This is a genomic window from Hymenobacter cavernae (assembly GCF_014641455.1).
In the GTDB taxonomy this organism is placed as follows: Bacteria; Bacteroidota; Bacteroidia; order Cytophagales; family Hymenobacteraceae; genus Hymenobacter; species Hymenobacter cavernae.
On the sequence record NZ_BMHT01000008.1, the window covers coordinates 24,818 to 47,540 of the forward strand.

Below are 22,723 nucleotides of genomic sequence, written 5' to 3' on the forward strand. Positions count from 1 at the left end.
GGTGTTAATCAAATTTGATGGCTGTAACCGGCCGAATCCGTGAAATCAGATACGTTGGAATCAGCACGGCGAGCAGCGAAGTGCAGAAGGTCGCCACGTTCAGCACCACGATAATGAATGGGTCCCAATGGATCGGCACGCGGTCCATGTAGTAGTTCTCGGGGTCGAGCGGAATGAGGTGGAAGAAGTACTGGATAGCGCAGAAACCTAGCCCCACCAGGTTGCCGTAGAGCATGCCGCGCAGCGTCAGACTCAGCCCGCGGAAGAAAAACATGCTCCGAATCTGGTTGTCGGTGGCGCCGATGGCTTTGAGCACGCCAATCATGTTGGTGCGCTCCAGAATCATGATGAAGATGGTGGCCACCATGTTGAACGTCGCCACGAAGATGATGAGCAGCAGAAAGATAACGACGTTGCGGTTCAGCAGCTGCAACCAATCAAAAAGCTGCGCATACTGGTCCGTAATCTTATCGAGCTTGAGGTCGTAGCGCAGGTTCTCGTACATGCCTTCCGACACTTGATCGAGCTGCTTGAAGTCGCGCAGCACCACCTCTACTCCACCTACCAGCGAGTCGGGCCAAGCATTCAGCTCCCGAATCTGCCGAATGTCGCCCATCACAAACACGTCGTCGAACTCGTCGAGGCCGGTTTGGTAGATGCCGCGCACCTGAAACTTGCGAACTCTAGGTGGGTTTTGGATAAAGTAGAACAGCGCCTCGTCGCCCACTTTTAGGCGCAGCTTGTCCGCAATTTTGCGACTGAGCAGCACGTCGGTGCTGGCCGAAGAGTCGGGGAAAGTCAGGAATTTGCCGGCCACCAAGTTCTGGCGCATCGGCGAGAGCGAGGTTTTCTCGTCAACGCCTTTCAGCACCACGCCCAACACCTCGTCGCGGGTTTTGATGATGGCCGTTTTGCGGGCAAACGGCTGGATGGATTTTACCTGCGGAAACCGTCGCAGCTCATCCACCAGGCGCGGCTCGCCGATGGGCTCCACCTCCAGCGAGTTGTTGGTGTCGTACTTGCTGATTTGCAGGTGTGCCCCGAAAGAGAAAATCTTGCTTTGAATCTCATTTCGAAAGCCTTCCAGGATGGCAAACGACACAATCATGACTGCCACGCCGAGGGCAACACTGATTATGGCTATTTTTGTGACCGACGAGGTAAAAGAACCTGAGTCGGCCCCATCAATCTTGTGGGATATGTAGCGCGCAATATTCACTGCCGTAAAGCTACACGTCTGTAGTCAGTTTTCCAGTTCACTTTTCGGATGTCTTTACCTCTTCTAACTGGCCTATTTAGCCTCTCCTTGCTTCTCACCGATACCAGCTGCGTATCTACGGCCACGCACCCCAGGCAATCGGCTGGCGCTGCCGCGGCCGTAACCGCTGCGCCCAAGGCTAGCCTGCGCACCGGCGCCGAGCAGTTTGCCAGCTACCTACCTAGGTTGAAAGGCAAGCGTGTGGGGTTGGTCGTGAACCAAACCTCGCGGGTCGGCCGTTCCTTCCTGGTGGATACGCTGCTCGCGCAGGGCGTGATGGTGAAAGCTATTTTCGGGCCGGAACATGGCTTCCGGGGCGAAGCAGCCGACGGCGCGCTCATCAAAAGTGACAAAGATGCCCGCAGCGGCTTGCCCGTGCGCTCTTTGTACGGCGCCACCAAGAAGCCCACTCCCGAAATGCTGGCCGACCTGGACGTACTTGTTTTTGATATTCAGGATGTTGGCACGCGCTTCTACACCTACATCAGCACGATGCACTACGTGATGGAAGCCGCCGCCGAGCAGGGCAAGGAAGTCATCATCCTGGACCGGCCCAACCCCAATGGCTGGTACGTGGATGGCCCTGTGCTGGAGCCGGCGAACAAATCGTTCGTGGGGATGCACCCGATTCCGGTGGTGCATGGGCTCACAGTTGGCGAGCTGGCCAAGATGATCAACGGCGAAAAGTGGCTGGCCGGCGGCCGGCAATGCCGCCTGACGGTGGTTCCCGTGGCAGGCTACACTCATGCCACGCGCTATTCGTTGCCCGTGCCGCCTTCGCCCAACCTGCCCACTCCGCATTCCGTGGACCTCTACCCCACTATCTGCCTGTTCGAAGGTACTGATGTGAGCGTAGGTCGGGGTACCAGTACGCCGTTTGAGGTGATAGGCGCGCCCACGCAACCTAGCACGCGCCCGTTCAGCTTCACACCTAGGCCCAACCCCGGCTCGCCCACACCACCCCAAAACGGTAAGCTGTGCTATGGCCTCGATCTGAAATCAACTGGTAACGACCTAGTTTTCACGCTGAAGTATCTGCTGGACTTCTACCAGCAAAGCAACGTCAAGGACAAGTTTTTCACCAAGTACTTTGAGCAGCTCAGCGGCACCCGTACCCTGCGCGAGCAGATCATAGCCGGCAAATCGGAGGCCGAAATCCGCAAGTCGTGGGAGCCGGCGCTGGGGCAGTACAAGGCCATGCGCAAGAAGTACTTGCTGTACACTGATTTTTGATTTCTCGCAGAGGTTCGCGGAGGTAGACGCAGAGGTTCGCAGTGTTCTATCGTATGCTCCGCGGACCTCTGCGTTTACCTGCGCGAACCTCTGCGAGAAACTTACTTATGCTTCGAATCATCTTCATGGGCACGCCCGAGTTTGCGGTGCCTACCTTAGAATCTTTGCTCAGCTGGCCGGGCTGCCAGGTAGTGGCCGTCGTGACGGCACCCGACAAGCCTGCCGGCCGCGGCCGGCAGCTGGCCGCCTCGGCGGTGAAGCAAGCTGCCCAGGCGCACGACCTGCCGGTGCTGCAACCCACCAATCTGAAATCACCGGAGTTTCAGACTCAACTCAAAAGCTACGCGGCTGACTTGCAAGTGGTCGTAGCCTTCCGGATGCTACCGGAAGCGGTGTGGAACATGCCAAAGCTAGGTTCCATCAACATTCATGCGTCGCTACTGCCGCAATACCGCGGCGCCGCGCCGATTAACTGGGCACTGATTCACGGCGAAACGCAAACCGGCGTCACGTCTTTTTTTCTTCAGCACGAAATTGATACCGGCAACCTGATTTTCCAGGATGTGGTACCGATTACGCCTGATGATGATTTCGGCTCGCTGTATGAAAAGCTGAAAGCAACTGGCGCCGACCTAGCTTTGCGCACGGTGCAAGCCATTGCCGCCGGCACCGCTCCCAGCCTGCCGCAATCCAATGCCGGCGACTTGCGCGTCGCTCCCAAGATTCAGAAGGAAACCGGCCGCCTGGACCTCAACCAACCGGCCGCGGCCCTCGTCAACCTGGTGCGCGGCCTCTCGCCCATCCCGACTGCTTTCACGCAGCTACCGGACGGCCGGACGCTCAAGGTGTTCAAAGCGGCGACACTACCTGACAGTGAGGCTCCTGGTGCCGTCGGCAGTTGGTCGTCGGATGGGCGAACCTACCTACGCGTACAAACCGCCGCTGGTCAGCTGGATCTGCTTGATGTTCAGCTGGAAGGCAAGAAACGTATGTCCGTGGCAGAGTTTCTGCGCGGTTTCAACGTAAGTCAATTAACAATGAGCAGTGAACAATGAGCAATTCACCACTTCCGTCAGTTGATTGCTCATTCCTCACTGCTCATTGTTCATTCTCAAAATGATTGCTTTCGTAGTAGCCGTGGCGGAAAACGGCGTGATTGGCCGCGACAACCAGCTCATCTGGCACTTGCCCGCCGATTTACGCCATTTCAAAGAATTGACCCTAGGTCACCCGATCATCATGGGGCGGCGCACGTTCGAATCGATTGGACGGCCGCTGCCGAAGCGTACCAATATTGTCGTTACGCGGCATCTAGGTTGGCAAGCAGAAGGCTGTATAGCGGCCTACTCCGTGCCCACCGCCTTAGAGCTAGCTCAGCAAACCGACGAGCAGGTGTTTGTCATTGGCGGCGCCGAAATCTACCGGCAAGCGCTGAGTGCCGCCGATACGATCTACCTAACCGAAGTGCATCACTCCTTTGAAGGGGATGCCGTCTTTCCCGAAATCAACCATAGCGAGTGGCGCGAAACCACCCGCGAACGACACGAGCCCGACGAGAAACATGCCTACGCTTACAGCTTCGTAACCTTGCAGCGGCGGTAAGGCGGTTATTCAGAAAAAAGAAGAGGCTGCCCAAAGTGGCAGCCTCTTCTTTTTGTACTTGCTGAAACCTAGGTTAGCCTACCACGGCAACGGCCCGTCCGGGCCGGTGAATGTGCCGGTTGGGCCATCTTGGTCGAGGGCAGCTCGGATAGGCGCCTGAGAGCCTTGCTTGACCGTTTCGGTGCCGGCAAAATTATTGAGCGCCGTTGCCGTGAAGCCTGGGCTCACGGCCCTGACCTTGATGTTGGTCGATTCCAGTTCAATGGCGAAAGCCAGCGTAACGGCGTTCAGGGCCGTTTTCGAGGCGGAGTAACCAACGCTGAAGCCGGCCCGATACGGAAAGCTAGGGTCCGCGTTCAACGTCAGGGAGCCGACGCCGCTTGACACGTTGACAATGCGCGCGGCCGGCGCTTCGCGCAGCAGCGGCAGCATCGCCTGGGTGACGGCAATGACCCCAAACACGTTCGTCTCGTACACGGCGCGCACTTCGTCCAAGGAGGCATTGCTCGGGCGACTCGATTGCAGGATTTCCTCGAACGGCGTACCCGGCTCACGCGTGTTGGAAATGGCCGCGTTGTTCACCAGCAGATCGAGCCGGCCGAACTCGCTGCGAATCCGCTCGGCGGCAGCGTCGATAGAAGCCTGAACCGTTACGTCGAGCTGAACCGCGTGCGCGTTTGCGCCGACACTCTTGGCGGCGGCCTCGCCCCGCTCGAGGTTGCGCGACCCGACGAGCACGGTATAGTCGTGCGCTGCGAGTGCCTTCGCTATTTCCAGGCCGATGCCCTGATTTGCCCCCGTGACAAGGGCGACAAGTTTAGTGTTCATACAAAACTCCTTGGGTTATAGCGGTCTGATTGGTTTGTGCCGCTTGGTGAGGTTGCAAGTAGCTGCATCCCAAAAGTCTGACTTCTGGCAAGAAGTTTTTTTGCCAAATGACAAAAACGCTCTATCGGATATTTTTTCGCACGCGGCTCAAAGAGGATTGCGTGATACCTAGGTAGGAAGCCAGATAGGCAAGTGGCACCCGGTTAACCAGTTGCGGATATTTCTCCATGAAAGAGGTGTAGCGCGTCATGGCATCCTGGGCCAGCATCGGCACAATCCTTTCCAGCTTCTGGCTCAGTGTTTTCGCGATAATCTTATGCACAATGGCATCCCAGCCCGCAATCGTAGCAGACAGGTTCCGCCAATCCTGAGCGGAAAACACCAGGAGCTGGCAGTCCGTGACGGCCTGTACATGGTAAGGCGAGGCGTTGTTTTCTACAAGCCCGCGTACATCCATTATCATGCGCCGCTCTTCGATGAAATAGTGGGTAACTTCTTCGCCTTGATCTGTGTAATGGCAAACCCGAAACACGCCCTCTACCACGAATCCGACCCGCTGGCCAATGGTACCAGCCTCTAAAAAGTAGTCGCCTTTGCGCAGGGAAACGCTGGTTGCTTTCTGCGAAAGCAAGCTAATTTGCTGCTCATTCAGGCTGCCTAGCTGCGAAATGTACTCCAGAAACTCCTTCATTGCCCGAAGATACAGGAGTGAGTACTCTAATAAAATGTGGGTCCTGCGCAGTAGATAGACAAGCTTCCTATTTGCTGCTCAACACCCACATTTTACTAGTCTTCGCCACCCTACGCCTGACAAAAGGCGTTGGCTACTCACCTCCTAACGCAGCAGCACCAGTTTGCCCCAGTCCTTTTTGAAGGCTTTATCGGCGGCGGTGCCGCGGCGGCTGAATTTGGTATCGGGGTCGTCCATCACGACGCGGTAGAGGTAGGTGCCATTAGCGAGCTGGTCGCCAAACTCGTCGGTGCCGTTCCAGGCGTACTCCGTGATGTTGTTGCCGATGTGCAGCGGACCTAGCTCGTTCATCAGGATTTCGCGGACCACTTTGCCGGTCAGCGTCATGATCTGGATCTTCATGTTGCGCGGCAGCTCCGAGCCGGTGAGCGTGAACACGAACTTGGCCTTGCTGGTAATCGGGTTAGGGTACGGGAAGATATTGGTAATCGCCGAGCGGCTAATAACCTCAAATGAAATCTTGTAGTTTTCCGTACCGGCGGCCGTGCTGTTTGCGTCGCGCGCCTGCGCTTCCAGCGTATATACACCATCGGTCAGCGCCGCCGATTTACCGGGCTGGTATTCTACCCGCGAAATGCCCTTTTCCGGATCGGCAGTGAAAACGATGTCGGAACCAGTCATATTGACCTGCACGGGCGTGGCTTGGCCGGGCTTTGTCAGGAAGAGGTTGAAGTTGCTGGCATTCGTTACGGGCTGGAGCTTGTTTTCATCTTTGAGCTGCACCAGAATAGTAGGTGTTGCCGACACAATATCGCCGTTCAGGATGTGCTGACCGTCGAAAGCGACATCCAGCACCGGAGGCAGGTTGTTGTCGACTAAGGTGAAAGGCGGCAGCGTCAACTGATTGTTGAAGTAGTTCAGCTCGGGCAAAAGGCGCGGGTTCACGTCAACCTGGCCCGTGATGGTGCCCGTCAGACCAATCACGTTCAGCCTCATCGGGAACACCACCGAACCATCGGCCTTTAAGGTAGCAGGCGCCGTGATGTCATCGGTTCGCACCACGTTCTTGCCGTCGCGCACCGTTATCCTAGCTTTCAGCGGCGTACCAAAATCAACATTTGATATATTCTGGAATGTAACGGGCAGCGTGATATAGCCCGTTTGGGTGGCTTGCTGCAACAAAGTAGCTGCATCGTAGGCGGTGGCAGGCGTCACCTGGTCGCGGCGCACCACGCCTTCCGGCACGCCCTGATAGGCAACCAGCCACTGCTCCAGCTGCGGCGCAGTCCGCTTGAGCGTATCGCTCAGCTCTAGCACCAGCTGTAAATACGGGTAGTCTTTGGCAGCTATATTGCTGAGTGCCAAGGCCCGGTCGGTCACGTTGGGGTTCAGCACGGTTTCAGTACCAGCGGCATCAATGCCCACGATGCTGAGCTTGTAGCTATCCGAAGCCTCCGTCCGGACGGTGTGGAAGAGGGTCGTCCATTGCTGCGCCGGCCCGATGCGGGTGGAAGTGATGGTGGCTTTGCCGGTTTGGGTGCGCAGGGTGGCATCCAGCGTAATCACCTGCTCGATGCGGGGCACGGTGCTGCTGGCGTCATAGGTCAGCTCCTGCACGGGGTTGGCACCAGCGCCAACTTGTCCTACAAAAGCGAAAGGGTCGCCGTCTTGCAGCTGGTTGATGAGCCGCGAACCTAGGCTGGCTAGCTTGGCCTTCAGAGCCGGGGTGAACGAGACATAACCCAGGCGGTTCATGGAAACCATAGCCACGTAAGCCCCGTCGGGCACCTCGTTCAGCAATGCCAGCAGCCGATTCTGCCCCGACAGAGTATTCATATGGTCGGTGCCGCTGCTGGCAAAGTGGTAGAAGAACTGGTCGTCCTGCCCGCAGATGTAGTAGTTAGTACCAAGCTTTGGCAGTCGTTTGAAAGAGCGACCATCAAATACGGCTACCAACATATCAGGCAGGTTAACCAAGCAGTTGTTCACATAAGGACTACCGGCATTCTGAACCGTAATGCCATAAGAGTTCTGAAAGGTAGACACGGCGCCCGTGCTGCCACCTTGGGTGCGTAACGTAATTCCCTGCGTTATCTCCCGAAAAGTCCACTTCCCTGATGGCGTGTCGACGCTCAACCCATCGGTGAGTACATCGCGCCGGAACTGCCCGTAGTGGCTCTGCGACCACCCTCCGGAACTGCCGTTGATTACGCGGAAAGAGCTGGTTGACCACTCCGGATTTTCGCCGGCCTGTGGTGTTTGAAACCGCAGGCGCCAATACCAGACTATACTGTCGCGATTCGCAATCGTGGGCAACACGGGGCGCCATTCGGCCAGTAGCGTACCATCTACCTGCGTGCGGCTTACCAGCGGACTGTTAAAGCTAGGTATTGTATCCAGCTCCATCTCAAACTTCCGCTGCGCACCCAGCAGGTCGTTGGTTTGCCCCACTAAGTGCACGTTGTTAGACGCCACAATACCGAACTCGGGCGGGTTCAGCGCCGTGACGCCACCTTGCAGGAAGCTGAAGTTGATGCTGGCCTGGTTGTTCGTTTCGTCCAGCTCGACTACTTCGTTTTTATAATCAACGTTGACTACAAACCGATTATCACCAAACACAACCCCGGTGTTAGGAATTTCAATTGTGTAGATCGTGTCGCGCCAGGCCTGGCGGAACGCCTTGGGCGTAATCAGCCGCGGCGTTTGCCCCGTAATCTGGCGCGACACCGAGATGCGCACCGAATCGTAGGTCACCTTACCTAGGTTCTTCACCTTCACCAGCAAGTTGAACTTTTCAGACGACGCCTGCACTGGCTCCGTGCCAATCGGCTTGATCTGCAACAAGCTGTCGGCCACTACAAAGTCGGGCTTCTCAGGCGCGTAGAGCTTTAGTGCCGGGTCGCCCTGCCAGATGGTGCTCATCAGCATGTTGATGCCGGCGCTGTTACCTAGGTACATCGGCATGAGCCGGCGTGCTACTTCATTCTGCACGGCCGCAACCGGCTTGCCGTACCAGACGGGCTCATTAAACAGCAGCTTGTGCAATAAATCGGCGTAGGCATCCAGGTTGGCATCGAAGCCAAAGCTGGATTCCGCCATAAACCCAACTAGCCCTCTGTCGGCAGCCAGGGTCCACTGAGTTCCGAAAGAGATATCAGAGTCGCCGATAGTAAAGGCATTCCCCGCGGCACAGCCGTAGAAGAACATAATCGGGTACTTGCCTTTATTATTATAGTTATTGGTTGGGTCGTTGATGTTACCTAGGTTCAGGTCGAAGCGGTTGAGGGAGCCATGTCCGAAATACGTCATCAACGAGAGCCCGGTATTCAACTCTGCAGCCACGTTAATGTTGACCGGAAAACTACTGTACCCGCCTACCGTGGAGCGCATATACGTTTTAACCACCTTCCCGGCAAAGAGCGGCTTTTCAATGTGCTGCTTATAATCATTCAGATAGCCTTGAAACTGCGCAAACTGACTTGGGTCTTCCCCACCAGCCAAGTGCAGCACGTTCTTCCGCCAACCGGCTACTCCCAGCGCTTCATGCTCCCTGAGCTTGTTTAGATAGTTGAGCACCTCGGTGGATGTCTGGGCCGAGATTCGTCCGGTCGCCATCTTCGCTACATAGCTGTTGTTCTGCCAGTCAGCGGTAAAGAAGGCATCCGAGGCACTGCGGGTGCTGGTCGGAACCAAGTCTTTGAACGGCGAGATATTGGGGTTTTGCCGGTGATATCCATTAAGGTACTCGCCCGTAATCAGACCTTTACCCAGCAGCAGCAGGCTCTTAGGGCGGTTATCCGTCAGCATCCATTGCGCAAACTGGCGGATGGCCAGCGCCGACTTCTCTCCGTAATGAAACTGATTATAAAGTTGCTCGGATGTTACGACCAGCGTATCGTAGCGCCCACCAGCTACCGAACCTCGGTAGTCGGCATAGGCCCGCACGGGGTTGGCTACACTGCCCACGGGCTTCATCAGGGCAGCATGACTGACGATCAGAAAGTTAGAGGAGCTAGGAGTAAATGCCCGAAAACTCACCTTCTGGGCGGGCGTTGGCGGCATTAAGGGCCGCGCCATATCGGCTACCAGAAGTTGGTGGGTTCGCCCGACGGCGGTGGGAAATACGAAGCCACGCTTGGTGCTGCTTACGGCCTGTCCTTCCACCCGCTGTATGTTATACACGTCCGTTATATCGTAGCCGCGAGTAGTGGCCGGGATAGTATCCAGTACAAAATACGGCTGACCGCTTAGCGTGGAATCATTGGCAAAGGCAACGCTGCGCCGGTTGGCAAACCAACGGTTGGTTTGCGGGTAAGTCAGGCGCACGTAGCCAATCCGATACCGATCCGCAGTGCCCCCGGAAGGTGTAGGATTTACCGCATCAAACCGCAGCACTACCCGCTGATCGTTCTGATTTACAACATTATCTCGTTGTAGCGAATATATTCGCTTAGCTCTGGCATATCCAGTGTATTGGATAGTACCTAGCTCAATCGTACTTCCGGAAGTCGAAAACGTTGAAATTTTGGTCGCGTGCTCAGCGCTTGAGCTACCAGCTACCAGAACCTCTATGCGTGGTTGTGGCCCTAGGGGCGATACACTACGCACTGAGTCGGCCGAGGAATAGCCGACTCTGCCATAAACAAGCTCTCCTGATAAAAATGCTTCCTGCGGCTCGGCCCAACTTTGCCAGATGTAGCTGTCTAGGCTAACATCAGAGTAATCTTCTTTCTGAATCTTCAGGCTCGTCTGCAGGCGGTAAGGCTGCGGAGTGCCTGTGCCCGCCAGGTTCGATTCGCTCATGCGCTTGCCTTGGGCCGTGGCCGCTACCGTCAGGAAGTAAGCAGCTGTATCGGTATAGAGGCTGTAGAGATTGTGAGGCTGGTCACTGGGCTGTTTGTACATGCCACGGTCGAGTTGCCCGTCGTTGCGCTGACCGTAGAACTCGATAAAGGTTGTCGGGTCGAGTGCGGTTTGGTTGCCACCTACGTAGATAGCCACTTCCTTGCCCCGGCGCCACAGTTGCAGCCGTTGTGGGTCAGCACTAGTCAGACCCGCCTGGGCTAAGTACTGGTAGTTAAGACGGTAGAGCCCGTCCTGGGCTACTTTGATTTTATAGTAGTGCTGGCCCGGCACAATCCACTCGTTGCCATAAGGCCCCGATTGAGCGGCAGCCGATCCACTACGTAATAGAAACAGACTCAGAAAAAAACACCAGCTCACTAGCTGGTGCAAGCGGTAGCATTGTAGCATCCGGCAATTAGGATAGGAAATGTTACGGATCGGTCAGGCAGCGGCCCGCCCTGGCAGCGACGTTCTCAAAAGTCGTACCTTAACTTATTGTTATTTAAAGCCGTAGCCCAGCGACACGATGATGGAGTTAACGGAAGAGCCCCCTAGCTTATCTACCGCTAAGCGCGTGAGCGCCATATCCAGCCGCAGCCCGCTCAGCGCCAGCCCAACACCTAGGTTCGGCTGCGGCCGCCACTCATCTTTACCTGAGACGCCGCTGGGTATCTTCTGGATATTGTTTACACCACCGCGCAGAAAGATCAGGTTATTATAGGCCACCTCCACTCCCGCGTGCGGATCAATACTGATGAGGCCAGTGGAAACCAGCGTGTTGCGCCGGCCATCCGTGGTGATGTCAAAGTCGGCGGCGGCTAAAGCTGTAAACTGGCCTGGCAGCTTAAAGGCATGCCCCACGCCCAGGATGAACCTAGGTAGGGTGATTTCATTGCTGTTTTTGGGAACAGAATCGCCGACGGTAGCGGGCCCTTGGAAGCTGTCGGCGTTTATCTGCCAAGCGTTGAAGGTGGTCGTAATATCCCGCGCCATCAAACCCAGGCGCCAACCGCCGTGGTTGTACTGCACGCCCGCATCGATGCCAAAGCCATACGCGTTGGCAAAGTCGCCCATGTTGCGGTAAATGATTTTGCCGTTGGCCCCAATCGACAATCCTTCGACATTGCCAACCTTGCGCGCGTACGAGAGCAACAACGCATAATCGGCTACCGAGAAGTACGTGATTCTATCATAAGAAATCTGGCCGTACTCGTTTACCAGCGCCCGTGTGTCGGCAATATTATCCACACCCACCCGGATAATGCTCGCCCCGATGGCACTCTTATCATCTAAAGGCATCGCAAACGACGCGTAATCATTCTTCACGATACCCGAGAACAGCTCAGAGTGCATGAGCACCGCGTCGTATTTGGTCTTGAGCGTAGCCAATCCCGCAGGGTTCCAATAGCCGGCAGTAGCATCGTTAACCAAGCCTACCTGCACGCCGCCCATCCCCAGCGCGCGGCCACCTACTCCGATATTAAGAAAGTCATTGCTGTATTTGGGGGTAACATCCTTGCTCTGGGCAGCCGCGGAGGCTGCCAAGCCTAGCGTGAAAACAGTTCCGAGAAGCAGCTTGGTGATTTTGGAGAAGTGCAGCATAGAATAAGTAAAGAGACGAACGGTTAATCCGCAGTCGAACGCAAGATACTCAATTCTAGTGCGTCCTGAATTCCTGATTGTAAGCCAAAGCAGCACAAATCAGACCATTAGATTTTTCAGGTTTTGCGGCTACCTAGGTCTGCTTGCTGTCCAGTGCGTGCCGTATGCCAGTATTTTTCTTAAAAGCAACACTCTATACGCCAGTATATTAACCAAAAAAACTAACACATAAGGCAGAAATCTTAAAGCATACAGTACTTTTTTTGCTTTAGTACCTTGCGTTGCATAGTACCTTCTATTATATTTGTCTCATTCTTCACCGATTTCTGCCTCAGCCATGAAAGTAGAGAACACCCAAGTGCAGATGCGGAAGGGCATTCTGGAGTTCTGCATCCTGGAAATCATTGCCCGCGGCGAGGTCTATGCGTCAGATATGCTGGAGGAGCTCACCGCCGCCCGCATGATCGTGGTAGAGGGCACCCTCTACCCGCTGCTGACCCGCCTCAAAAACGCCGGCCTGCTCGATTATACGTGGAAGGAGTCCACGAGCGGCCCGCCCCGTAAGTATTACACCCTCACCCCGTTAGGTCAGGAGTTTCTGCACGAGCTGCGCCTGACGTGGGAAGAGGTTTCGGACTCCATCCGCATTATTCGCCAGAGGCCGCACGCCAATGGCTCTGCCCCACCGCTGGTCTAATACCCCGGTCCCGTTTTTTTCGAGTTAATCTTGAATTGCAGCACTGAGATGAAAAAGAACATCAGTATCAACCTCCAAGGCCTGATCTTCCACATTGAAGAAGACGGCTACGAAGTGCTCGGCCGCTATCTGACCGAGGTAAGAGCACACTTCAGCAGCTACCGCGGCCACGAAGAAATCGTGGCTGACATCGAGAGCCGCATTGCCGAGCTATTTGCGGCCCGGGTATCCACCAATAAGCAGATTATTACGCTGGAGGACGTGCAGGAGATGGTAGCCAAGATGGGACGGGTGAGCGACTTCCAATCGGCGGATGAGGCCGAGGAGGAAGAGGAAGCGCTGGCGGGCGGGGCAGCTACTTATTCTGAATACACGGCTAACGGCACCGCTGCTGCGGGTGCAACCACCGCCACGGCTGCCAATGAGCCTAAGCGCCTGTACCGCGACATGGCCAACCGCAAGATTGCGGGTGTAGCCGCGGGCCTAGCTCGTTATTTCTCCACTAATCCGCTGTGGTTCCGCCTAGGTTTCTTAGCGCTTTTCATCATTTTGCCGATTCTGCTCGATGATACTCGCTTAGAAGATCTTGGCGGCAAGCTTTCCGGCCTGGCCTTCCTCAGCTACGTGGTGCTCTGGATTGCGCTTCCTAAGCGCTATGACACACCGCCCGCCAACGAAGATCCAACGTTCAAAAAATTGTACCGCGACACGGACAATGGTAAAGTAGGTGGTGTATCAGCCGGTTTGGCCGCTTACTTCAAGACCGATGTAGTGCTCCTCCGCATTCTATTTGTGGTATTTATCTTCGCCGGCGGCTTTGCCATTCCGCTCTACATCATCCTCTGGATTTTGCTGCCCGAGGCTAAAACCGTATCGGATAAGATGCGAATGCGCGGCGACGCGGTTACCCTGTCCAGCATCGATAACTCCTTGCGCAACAACGCCCTGGATGGCGACGGAGCCAGCTCCAGCCGGCCCGTGGGTACGTTTCTGGAAGAGCTGTTCCGTAACCTAGGTCCGCTGTTTGCCTTTATTGGCACTGCTATCCGGTGGTTTGTGGGCGCAATGCTGGTTGTCATCGGCTTCTTGTTGCTGCTGTCGCTCACTATTGCCTTAGGTGTAGGAGTTGGCTTGGTGCCAGAGTCGCAGAGCTTTGTACACACGGGACCGTTCCCGCCTTACTTCTTCATGAATAGCGTACCTACCTGGTCGCTGTTTGCCTTCTATCTCACGGGTGCCATTCCGGCCTTATCTATGCTGCTGCTTGGCCTAGGATTGCTTTTGCGCCGCTCCATTCTGAAGCGCACGGCTAGCTTATCCCTGTTGGGCTTATGGCTGCTGAGCATTATGGGCACGAGCATAGCAGCCGTGCGCATCAGCCGCGACTTTCAGGATGAAGGCTCCTACTCGACCACCCGCAACTTCACGCCTAGCCCTTACCCCACGGTGGTGCTGCAAACCCGTGATTTTGAGCATATGACCGACCGCCCCCGCATTACGCTGGTTAGTACCGATAGTGGGCAAGTGATTCGGATGGAGCAGGAAATTACGGCGCGCGGCGCCAGCGAAGCCGCTGCTATCGAAACCGCCGCTAACAGCGTAACTTATGGCGTGCAACAGCGCGACTCCGTACTGACGTTCGATGAGAGTGTCCGCTTCCGACCCGGTGCCACGTTCCGCGACCAGAAGATCTCGCTGGTGCTGCATTTGCCAAAGGACAAAACCTACCGCTTATCCAGCAGCTTTGCTTATTTGCTTGACGAAGAATCATTTGTCAACAATCATCGTCCGGAGGAGGTGCAAAGTCGCCGTTTCCGCCTGCGTGGCAATCAGCTGGAGTGCATCAGCTGCACAGAAGCTGAAATGCACGATGAGCGCGACAATGATGACAATGACGGCGACGATGTACACGTAGACCTAGGTAATGGGGAAAATATGCGCGTGCACGTCGACACCGACGGCGGCAAAGATGGCGACGTGGATGTAAAGGTTGATGTCGACCGAGCTAGCTTCCCAACTGAGCTAGGTGCTTATGGCTCAGGCCGCCGCACCTTCAACCAGCGCGACTTCGAACGCATCGAAGCCAGTGGAGCCTACCGCGTCTATGTGCGCCAAGGCAGCGAATTCAAGATTGAAGCGGCCGGTGAAGAACGTGACCTGCGCGACTTGCGCGTGGACACGGAAGGTGACCGGCTGATAATCCGGAACCGCAACTCCGGCTCGTGGTTCAGCTTCTCCAACCGCAACCGCAACCCCGTCCTGATTCGGGTGCAAGTGCCCACGCTTCGTGGCCTTGATCTGAGCGGCGCCTGCCGGGCCGACGTAGCTGGCTTCAGCGGGGAGGCGCTGACCGTAGAACAATCCGGTGCGTGCGCCGCGGTGCTGGATGTAGACGTACCCCGCCTTGACCTTGACCTGAGTGGCGCCTGCCGCACTGATCTGCGGGGCCGCGCCAACGAGCTACACGCCGAAGGCTCAGGTGCCTGTCAGATTCAGGCCCTAGGTCTGCAATCGGAACGAGCCAACCTGGAGCTAAGTGGCGTGAGCCGGGCCAGGGTGCGGGTTGCCAATGAGCTACGCACCGACCTGAGCGGCGCCAGCTATGTCGACTACGCCGGTAACCCTACAGAAGTCAAGAATGAAACGTCAGGCTCTTCGCGGGTCACGCACGTGAAAGAGTAACTGCGTTGAGTGACTGAGTGGATGAGCAAGGTTTTTTGAACGTCATCCACTCAGTTACTCAACTGAAACCAGGGAGCCAAATGGTGAGGTGTCTCCCGGAGGAAGCCCTTTTGCCTTTCCGAGCTGCAACAGGAAGGCAAAGGCTTCCTCCATTTCGTTCCGGATTTTACCGTCCAGAATGGCTTCCAGCACCGCATCCTTCAGCTCACCTACTTCGCGAGAAGGCTTCAGCCCAAAGGTTTGCATGATGACTTCACCGGTAATGACGGGCTTGAAGTTGCGCAGATGGTCTTTTTCCTCCACGTCCTTCAGCTTCTGCTCGACCACCCCGAAGTTGCGCAGATAGCGCGCTACCCGCTGGTGGTCTTTGCTGGTTATATCCGCTCGGCACAAGGTCATGAGGCGGTCGATATCGTCGCCGGCTTCGAAGAGCAGGCGGCGCACCGCCGAGTCGGTTACGGTTTCTTTCACCAAGGCAATCGGGCGCAAATGCAGGCGCACGAGCTTCTGCACCTGGCGCATTTCCTCCCCCAGGGGTAGCTTTAGCTCCGCAAAAATTTGGGGAACCCAGCGAGCACCTTTGTCCTCGTGCCCGTGAAACGTCCAGCCTACCTTCGGGTCGAGGCGCTTGGTGGCGGGCTTAGCAATATCGTGCAGAATGGCCGCCCAACGCAACCACAAGTCGCCGCCCGCCGCCGCTACGTTGTCGAGCACCTGCAAGGTGTGGTAAAAGTTGTCCTTGTGGGCGTGCTGCCCCACGCGCTCCACCCCGTAGAGTTGCGCCATCTTAGGGAAAATCAGCTGCAACAAGCCACTCTGAAATAGCAGCTTAAAGCCGTAGCTAGGTTTAGGTGCCTCAATAATCTTGTTCAGCTCCACCGTAATCCGCTCCTGCGACACAATCTTGATGCGGTCCTTGTTGCGGGCAATGGCGTCGTAGGTGTCGGGCTCGATATCGAAGTCGAGCTGCGTGGCAAAGCGCACGGCCCGCATCATGCGCAAGGGGTCGTCGGAGAAAGTAATATCTGGATCGAGCGGCGTGCGAATGGTTTTGCGCTTGAGGTCGCCCACGCCATCGTAGCGGTCGACTAAGGCGCCAAAATCTTCCGGGTTCAGGCTCAGACCTAGGGCATTAATGGTAAAGTCGCGCCGGGCTAGGTCTTCTTCCAACGTGCCAGCTTCTACCTCAGGCTTGCGAGAATCGGCCCGGTAGCTTTCCTTGCGGGCACCCACAAACTCGACTTCCACGTCAGACGTGGGCAGCATGGCCGTCCCGAAGTTCTTGAATACTGTGACCCGTGGCCGGCCCGGCAGCTTTTTCCCGACGGCCTGCGCCAGCTCAATTCCATCGCCCACGCACACCACATCGACATCCTTGCTCGGCCTTTCCAAAGCTAGGTCACGCACAAAGCCGCCAATCACGTACGCGGGATAACCTAGCTCGCCGGCAGCGGCAGCAATGGTGTGAAACAAAGCCAGATCAGGGAGTTGCGGGGACTTCATAAGCAAATCGTAAGCGAAACTTCCCGCAAAGGTAGAAGGTCATTCCGAGAGCAGCGAAGAATCTGACTTACCCGACTCAATAAGTTGAGTCGACTTCTGCTGTTGTGTCCGGAATAACCTAGGTTTTCAATCACGCACAACTTCCAGCTGCCCATCGGGTGTGAAGCGCACCACGCGCGACGGCGCGACGGTCGTGACGTCATTCTGCCGCCAGCTCACCACGTAATCGGCCTGCCGAATGATCCGAGGATCAACGGCGACGTAGGTGGCGGGCGTTGGCTCACCACTCACGTTGGCCGACGTCGAAACCAGGCCATGCCCAAGCCGCCGGACCACTTTGTGGCAAAACTCATCCTGGGGAATGCGCAGGCCAACGGTGCCATCGGGGCCTATTAATTGTGGCGCTAGGTGGTGAGCAGCCGGTATGATGTAGGTTGTCGGCCGGGTCTGGGCTGCCAGCGCAGCTTCCAAGGCTTCAGGCACTTCGCTCACGTAGCGCGCCAGCATCTTCAGATCTGCCACCAGTACAATGCTAGGTTTGCCCTCCGGCCGACCTTTTATTTTATAAAGCTGCTCTACCGCTTTCGGCACTTCGGCATCGCAGCCCAGCCCCCACACCGTATCTGTCGGGTACAAAATCACTTGCTGCAACAGCAAGGCATCAACGGCAGCGTCAACTTCCTGACGGAAAAAAGAATTCATACCTAGGTTTTACTTACTTAAAGGAGAATCACGACTTAGAATCGAATCATTGCAGCGCCAGAGCAGATCAGGGCTTCAGTATTTCCTGACACAACTCCACCAACACGCCCGCCGCACTTTTTGGGTGAACAAAGCACACGAGCTTGTTATCGGCACCTAGTTTCGGCTCGTCGTTCAGCAAGACAAACCCTTCCTCCCGCAGCCGCAGCATTTCGGCCCGAATATCAGCTACTTCGAAAGCTACATGATGAATTCCTTCGCCTTTTTTGCTGAGGTACTTCGTGATGGCGCTGTCGGGCGAGGTGCCGGCCAGTAGTTCTACTTTGGCGCCTCCAACCCGAAAGAACACCGTGTCTACGGCTTCACTGGGCACGTGCTCGTGCTTGTAGGGCGCTACGCCTAACAACTTGGTGTAAAGCTCCGTAGCTGATTGCAGATCCTGTACGGCCAGGCCCAGGTGCTCGAGGTTGACAAACATGTGTGGTGTAAGGGAAAGGGTAGTGCAGCTTATTTGTAATATATCTACTTTTGCGGAGGCAAAGTAAAACCAGTTCTGTTGTTTCTGTGTTCTACTTTCGAATCATTCTTACGTCGACTTACTGACTCCGAGCCATGCTCAAGCTACCTATCTACCTCGACAACAACGCCACTACCCCTCTCGACCCACGGGTTCTGGAGGCCATGATGCCGTACCTGACCGAGGTTTTCGGCAACGCTGCTTCTCGTAACCACCCCTTCGGCTGGGCTGCTGAAGAAGCAGTAGACTATGCCCGCGAGCAAATCGCTCAGCTCATCCACTGCGACCCCAAGGAAATTATCTTCACCTCGGGCGCTACCGAATCGGACAACCTAGGTATTAAAGGGGTATTCGAGATGTATTCCCAGAAGGGCAATCACATCATCACGGCTACCACCGAGCACAAAGCCGTGCTTGATACCTGCAAACACATTGAAAAGCTAGGTGGCCGGGTTACGTACCTGCCCGTTGATGGCGAAGGCCTCATCAACCTGGCTGAACTAGAAGCCGCCATGACGCCCGAAACCATTCTGGTGACCATCATGTACGGCAACAACGAAACCGGTACTGTTCAGCCGATTCGTGAAATCGCAGCTATTGCCCACAAGCACGGTGCACTGTTCATGACGGATGGCACGCAGGCTGTAGGCAAAATCCCCGTAGATGTTATTGCTGATGGCATCGACCTGATGGCTTTCACGGCGCACAAGATGTACGGCCCGAAAGGTATTGGCGCTTTGTACGTACGTCGCAAAAACCCACGGGTAAAAGTGACGGCCCAGATGGACGGCGGCGGCCATGAGCGTGGTATGCGCTCAGGTACTCTGAATGTTCCGGGTATTGTAGGCTTGGGCAAAGCCTGTGAGCTAGCCCGCCTGGAAATGGTAGCCGACACGGCCCGTCTGTCCGCCATGCGCGACCGGCTCGAGGCTTCGCTGCTGGAGCTGGAAGAAAGCTACGTGAACGGCTCGCGTGAGCACCGCCTGCCGCACGTCACCAACATTTCCTTCAAATATGTGGAAGGCGAAGGTTTGATGATGGGTGTGAAAGACTTGGCCGTATCGTCGGGCTCGGCTTGTACGTCGGCTTCGCTGGAGCCTTCGTACGTACTGAAGGCCCTGGGTCTGAGCGACGACCTGGCGCACTCTTCGCTGCGTTTCGGCCTCAGCCGCTTTACTACCGACGAGCAAATCGATTACGCCATCAACCACGTAAAAGAAGCCGTAACCAAGCTCCGCGAAATGTCGCCCTTGTGGGAGATGTTCAAAGAAGGTATCGACCTCGACAAGATCGAGTGGGCAGAACACTAGGAAATTTTGAGTGTTGAATGCTGAGTTTTAAGTGACGGCCTAGTCTAGCATTCACCAACTCAGCATTCAGCGACATTCAAAACGCAACATTTAAAATTCAACATTTCATAAGATGGCTTACTCCGATAAAGTAATCGACCACTACAGCAACCCGCGCAACGTAGGTACGCTGGATAAAAGCAAAAGAAACGTAGGTACTGGCCTGGTAGGTGCACCTGAGTGCGGCGACGTAATGCGTCTGCAAATTGAGGTAGACGAAACCACTAATACCATCACCGACGCTAAGTTCAAGACGTTTGGCTGCGGCTCGGCCATCGCCTCGTCGTCGCTGGCAACGGAATGGCTGAAAGGCAAAACCATTGACGAAGCGCTAAGCATCGACAACATGGAAATTGTGGAAGAGCTAGCTCTCCCGCCCGTTAAGATTCACTGCTCGGTGCTGGCTGAAGATGCTATCAAATCGGCTATTAGCGACTACCGCGTAAAGAACGGCCTGCCCGCTTTGGAAGAAAGCAAAGCCCACCACTAAGCTAGCCTACAAACGAAGAAGCCGCCCAAACCTAGGTTTGGGCGGCTTCTTCGTTTATTCTGATTTTCTAATGCTTGATCTGAACAATTTTGCCTTCTTCGAAGTTAATTAGAAGGAATCTCAATAACTTTGTTCAACGACCAGACGGCAAGTACGGTCGTCTTCATTCCAGCGAACCATGATTACCGTTTCTGATAAAGCCAAAGTGAAAGTAGAGCACCTCATGCAGGAGGCTCACCTTGATGATACGTACCGCTTACGTGCTTCCGTAGCGGGTGGTGGCTGCTCGGGCCTCTCCTATAAGCTAGACTTCGATAATGAAGTAAAGCCAATGGATCAGGAGTTTGAGGATAAAGGCGTACGGGTGGTAGTGGACATGAAGAGCTTCCTATATCTGGCAGGTACGCAGCTCGACTTCTCCGACGGCTTGAACGGCAAGGGCTTCTTTTTTGACAACCCAAACGCTTCGCGCACCTGTGGCTGCGGCGAGAGTTTCTCGGTATAGATTTTATTTTTACAAAAAGCCTCTTCCCACAAGAAGAGGCTTTTTTTGTTAATTAACGATAGCAATATACCCGCCTAGGGCTGCTTTTCGAACCGATGGATGGTACAACCCGCTTCCATCCTGAGTTCCAGATAGTAGATTCCATCTCGCAAGCTTCGCACATCTATAACTTCTCTTCCACCGGCTGCCTCACCTGACAAAACTACCTGGCTCATCGAGTTGAATATTCGATAATGCACCTTAGTTGCTCGCGTCTGAAAAGAGAGGTAACTGCTAGCTGGATTGGGGAAAATAAGGGTTTCGCTAAGTGCAGGCTGCACCGCCACTATTGGCGAAAAGCTGGCTGTGCCATCTTCATCTACTTGGCGTAGTCGATAGTAAGCCAGCGTATTAGGGGCTGTTACGTCAAAGCTGGTGTATACTGTCATCTGACTGCTTTTCCGCTGCCCCGGTACTATATCTATCACTTTGAAGTCCTTACCATTTATGCTGCGTTGTACCTCGAAGCGGTTGTTGTCTTTCTCTGTTGCGGTAGTCCACCGCAGAAATGTGCCGACATCACGGCGCACAGCAGTGAAGCTTGTTAAGGTAATTGGTAATGGATTCTGATTAGCAGCCGCTTCTGTATTGCCTAGTGCAAATTGACTGAAGGATGTAAACTGCGTTGAGGTGAGCGTACCGGCTACGGTCTCACCTTTATTAAACGTACCTGTACTTGCCGCGTGCCCAATGCTCTCCCAGCCACTGCCACTATTCTTGGCGATTACCAATGAGTTGGCTTCCGGATTCGTCACTACGTCATCCGTACCGAAGCTCAGCGTGATAGAACCTAGGAACTGGCCAGCAGTTGGCACAGGTGCTGGCGTTATTTGAAACGAGCGAATCTGGCTCACTCGCTTCAAGTCACCATTCAAATTAGTAGCATCGAAAGTGCCTTCCTGTTGCACGGCGGTGAATGTGGTAGGCACAGCTAGTGTAGCAATGTTCAACGTCAAGGGCCGATAAGCTGCTCCCGATGCGTCAATCCGGCCAACCGGAAAAACAACAGCACCAGCTATAGTAGCCACGCGGGCGACTGGCCCGTTCACGAAACTGGTACTAGATCCTCCCGTGGCGTTGTTCGCCAGTGTTACAAGGTTGGTCCCATCCGTGTTCAACAAGCCGTTTACCAGTTCCAGAGTGCCATTTACTATCATCGGCGCAAGCAATGTTACGCCGGCAGTGTTGTTGACTTTTAAGGTAACACCTGGACTAAGATAACTAGCACTCGTCGCCGTGGCCCCAAAGGGTGGGCCGCTGATTGTCTGAGCGGTTTGGCCATTCAGCGTCAGAGTACCCGTACCAGGGGTTCCACTAGGAGCGAAGCGCATACCACCTTGAATAACAACGTTTCCGGCGATCCGGACCTCTCCCGTCATTGTAGGCGCGAACGTTGCTTTTGAAGCAATAATAAGGTTACCACGGATGGTCAAAACACCTGAACCAGACCCACCATAGTTAGTAGCCGCCTGATTAGACGGACAGCGAAGAATTAAATTAGGATAGCTGCGATTTGATAGTGACAATGTTGTGCTACTCCTACGAAAAACCCAGTTTCCGTTTTCGGTACCAGCAGCAGTTGAAATATTTTCTGCTACACTAGCATGTGTACTAGTGCTATAGTGCCGGTATGTACCACCATTGTAGATAAACAGAGTTCCTGCAGTACCTGCTATTTCAACAATGGTTCCGCCATTTGCACCTGAAGCATTGGTAAACACACCTTTATCATAAATAGATAGCGCTTTCCCACCAACACCTGTTAGCGTTAGGGCCAGTGCTGTAGTATTGGTACTAGGCACCTCTACCCGGATGCTGTCACCTGACCCAGGATTTATCGTGAGCGAATTTAACGTTTTGGGTGCTGAGCCTGCGGGAAACACTACGTTATAGTCACCCAGAAAAAATTGATGATCTAGCACTACATCCTCACCGTCGGCGGGCACTTGGTCATTATCCCAGTTAGCAGGATCAAAGAAATTATCAGTATTCGCTCCCTTATCCCACTTGCGAGGGCCAATGCTTTGCGCTCCGCTAGGTATGGAGTACAATAACAATGACAAGGCAAGCAATACATAGCGAGCAAATTCGAACGCACGATAACATTTCAAACCAGAAGACACCATTAACATAGAATTTCCTTACCTATCAATTAGAATATTATCAATTAAAATCCGCCT

At 54.9% G+C, this 22,723-nt stretch carries 17 protein-coding genes; 8 read left to right on the forward strand and 9 right to left on the reverse strand.

The genetic code is table 11. From position 1 onward, the window contains the following. Positions 1-4: 4 nt before the first annotated feature. A complete protein-coding gene (locus IEX74_RS19575; RefSeq protein WP_188815728.1) occupies positions 5-1,219 on the reverse strand; it encodes an ABC transporter permease in 1,215 nt (404 codons plus the stop codon). Between the two features lie 48 nt (positions 1,220-1,267). On the opposite strand from IEX74_RS19575, the gene IEX74_RS19580 reads away from it, so the two are divergent. From IEX74_RS19580 to IEX74_RS19590, 3 genes are all read left to right on the forward strand, one after another. After that, on the forward strand, positions 1,268-2,491 hold the full coding sequence (locus IEX74_RS19580) for an exo-beta-N-acetylmuramidase NamZ family protein (protein WP_188815729.1): 1,224 nt from the start codon (positions 1,268-1,270) through the stop codon (positions 2,489-2,491). A 107-nt stretch (positions 2,492-2,598) separates the two neighbouring features. Continuing rightward, positions 2,599-3,546: a methionyl-tRNA formyltransferase gene (fmt, locus tag IEX74_RS19585; protein WP_188815730.1), complete on the forward strand. Its 948-nt coding sequence runs from the start codon at positions 2,599-2,601 to the stop codon at positions 3,544-3,546. A 61-nt stretch (positions 3,547-3,607) separates the two neighbouring features. Next, positions 3,608-4,093, forward strand: coding sequence for a dihydrofolate reductase (locus IEX74_RS19590; protein WP_188815731.1), 486 nt, complete (start codon positions 3,608-3,610; stop codon positions 4,091-4,093). A 78-nt stretch (positions 4,094-4,171) separates the two neighbouring features. Here IEX74_RS19590 and IEX74_RS19595 read toward each other — a convergent pair whose 3' ends face one another. The 4 genes from IEX74_RS19595 to IEX74_RS19610 all read right to left on the reverse strand — a co-directional run bounded on the left by IEX74_RS19595 (position 4,172) and on the right by IEX74_RS19610 (position 12,059). After that, the gene (locus IEX74_RS19595; protein ID WP_188815732.1) at positions 4,172-4,921 is read right to left on the reverse strand and encodes an SDR family NAD(P)-dependent oxidoreductase; all 750 of its coding nucleotides are present in this window, start codon (positions 4,919-4,921) and stop codon (positions 4,172-4,174) included. A gap of 121 nt (positions 4,922-5,042) precedes the next feature. Further along, a complete protein-coding gene (locus tag IEX74_RS19600; RefSeq protein ID WP_188815733.1) occupies positions 5,043-5,612 on the reverse strand; it encodes a Crp/Fnr family transcriptional regulator in 570 nt (189 codons plus the stop codon). Between the two features lie 144 nt (positions 5,613-5,756). Next, a complete protein-coding gene (gene porU2 / locus IEX74_RS19605; RefSeq protein WP_188815734.1) occupies positions 5,757-10,865 on the reverse strand; it encodes a putative type IX secretion system sortase PorU2 in 5,109 nt (1,702 codons plus the stop codon). A 90-nt stretch (positions 10,866-10,955) separates the two neighbouring features. Next, positions 10,956-12,059, reverse strand: a complete 1,104-nt coding sequence (locus IEX74_RS19610) for a putative type IX sorting system protein PorV2 (protein ID WP_188815735.1) — start codon at positions 12,057-12,059, stop codon at positions 10,956-10,958. 337 nt (positions 12,060-12,396) lie between these two features. Here IEX74_RS19610 and IEX74_RS19615 point away from each other — a divergent pair, with 337 nt between their 5' ends. Beyond that, entirely contained in the window at positions 12,397-12,756 is a 360-nt protein-coding gene (locus IEX74_RS19615; RefSeq protein ID WP_188815736.1) for a PadR family transcriptional regulator, read from the forward strand. A 48-nt stretch (positions 12,757-12,804) separates the two neighbouring features. Further along, positions 12,805-15,438 carry a PspC domain-containing protein gene (locus IEX74_RS19620; protein ID WP_188815737.1) on the forward strand — a complete coding sequence of 878 codons (2,634 nt, stop codon included), beginning with the start codon at positions 12,805-12,807 and terminating at the stop codon, positions 15,436-15,438. A gap of 54 nt (positions 15,439-15,492) precedes the next feature. On the opposite strand, the gene IEX74_RS19625 is transcribed toward IEX74_RS19620, so the two are convergent. The 3 genes from IEX74_RS19625 to mce all read right to left on the reverse strand — a co-directional run bounded on the left by IEX74_RS19625 (position 15,493) and on the right by mce (position 18,121). Further along, the gene (locus IEX74_RS19625; RefSeq protein ID WP_188815738.1) at positions 15,493-16,941 is read right to left on the reverse strand and encodes a CCA tRNA nucleotidyltransferase; all 1,449 of its coding nucleotides are present in this window, start codon (positions 16,939-16,941) and stop codon (positions 15,493-15,495) included. A 126-nt stretch (positions 16,942-17,067) separates the two neighbouring features. After that, the gene (locus tag IEX74_RS19630; protein WP_188815739.1) at positions 17,068-17,643 is read right to left on the reverse strand and encodes an L-threonylcarbamoyladenylate synthase; all 576 of its coding nucleotides are present in this window, start codon (positions 17,641-17,643) and stop codon (positions 17,068-17,070) included. A gap of 67 nt (positions 17,644-17,710) precedes the next feature. Beyond that, on the reverse strand, positions 17,711-18,121 hold the full coding sequence (mce, locus tag IEX74_RS19635) for a methylmalonyl-CoA epimerase (RefSeq protein ID WP_188815740.1): 411 nt from the start codon (positions 18,119-18,121) through the stop codon (positions 17,711-17,713). Between the two features lie 134 nt (positions 18,122-18,255). On the opposite strand from mce, the gene IEX74_RS19640 reads away from it, so the two are divergent. From IEX74_RS19640 to IEX74_RS19650, 3 genes are all read left to right on the forward strand, one after another. Beyond that, positions 18,256-19,470: an IscS subfamily cysteine desulfurase gene (locus IEX74_RS19640; RefSeq protein WP_188815741.1), complete on the forward strand. Its 1,215-nt coding sequence runs from the start codon at positions 18,256-18,258 to the stop codon at positions 19,468-19,470. Between the two features lie 112 nt (positions 19,471-19,582). Further along, complete coding sequence (gene iscU, locus IEX74_RS19645) at positions 19,583-19,999, forward strand: Fe-S cluster assembly scaffold IscU (protein ID WP_188815742.1); 417 nt, start codon at positions 19,583-19,585, stop codon at positions 19,997-19,999. 178 nt (positions 20,000-20,177) lie between these two features. Continuing rightward, a complete protein-coding gene (locus IEX74_RS19650) occupies positions 20,178-20,504 on the forward strand; it encodes a HesB/IscA family protein (RefSeq protein ID WP_188815743.1) in 327 nt (108 codons plus the stop codon). A 74-nt stretch (positions 20,505-20,578) separates the two neighbouring features. On the opposite strand, the gene IEX74_RS19655 is transcribed toward IEX74_RS19650, so the two are convergent. Beyond that, the gene (locus tag IEX74_RS19655) at positions 20,579-22,669 is read right to left on the reverse strand and encodes a T9SS type A sorting domain-containing protein (protein WP_188815744.1); all 2,091 of its coding nucleotides are present in this window, start codon (positions 22,667-22,669) and stop codon (positions 20,579-20,581) included. Positions 22,670-22,723: the final 54 nt, after the last annotated feature.

Coding starts and splice junctions, on each gene's coding strand:
- IEX74_RS19580 (WP_188815729.1), top strand. CDS start 1,268: ATGTCTTTACCTCTTCTAACTGGCCTATTTAGCCTCTCCTTGCTTCTC.
- fmt (WP_188815730.1), top strand. CDS start 2,599: ATGCTTCGAATCATCTTCATGGGCACGCCCGAGTTTGCGGTGCCTACC.
- IEX74_RS19590 (WP_188815731.1), top strand. CDS start 3,608: ATGATTGCTTTCGTAGTAGCCGTGGCGGAAAACGGCGTGATTGGCCGC.
- IEX74_RS19595 (WP_188815732.1), bottom strand. CDS start 4,921: ATGAACACTAAACTTGTCGCCCTTGTCACGGGGGCAAATCAGGGCATC.
- IEX74_RS19600 (WP_188815733.1), bottom strand. CDS start 5,612: ATGAAGGAGTTTCTGGAGTACATTTCGCAGCTAGGCAGCCTGAATGAG.
- porU2 (WP_188815734.1), bottom strand. CDS start 10,865: ATGCTACAATGCTACCGCTTGCACCAGCTAGTGAGCTGGTGTTTTTTT.
- IEX74_RS19610 (WP_188815735.1), bottom strand. CDS start 12,059: ATGCTGCACTTCTCCAAAATCACCAAGCTGCTTCTCGGAACTGTTTTC.
- IEX74_RS19615 (WP_188815736.1), top strand. CDS start 12,397: ATGAAAGTAGAGAACACCCAAGTGCAGATGCGGAAGGGCATTCTGGAG.
- IEX74_RS19620 (WP_188815737.1), top strand. CDS start 12,805: ATGAAAAAGAACATCAGTATCAACCTCCAAGGCCTGATCTTCCACATT.
- IEX74_RS19625 (WP_188815738.1), bottom strand. CDS start 16,941: ATGAAGTCCCCGCAACTCCCTGATCTGGCTTTGTTTCACACCATTGCT.
- IEX74_RS19630 (WP_188815739.1), bottom strand. CDS start 17,643: ATGAATTCTTTTTTCCGTCAGGAAGTTGACGCTGCCGTTGATGCCTTG.
- mce (WP_188815740.1), bottom strand. CDS start 18,121: ATGTTTGTCAACCTCGAGCACCTGGGCCTGGCCGTACAGGATCTGCAA.
- IEX74_RS19640 (WP_188815741.1), top strand. CDS start 18,256: ATGCTCAAGCTACCTATCTACCTCGACAACAACGCCACTACCCCTCTC.
- iscU (WP_188815742.1), top strand. CDS start 19,583: ATGGCTTACTCCGATAAAGTAATCGACCACTACAGCAACCCGCGCAAC.
- IEX74_RS19650 (WP_188815743.1), top strand. CDS start 20,178: ATGATTACCGTTTCTGATAAAGCCAAAGTGAAAGTAGAGCACCTCATG.
- IEX74_RS19655 (WP_188815744.1), bottom strand. CDS start 22,669: ATGGTGTCTTCTGGTTTGAAATGTTATCGTGCGTTCGAATTTGCTCGC.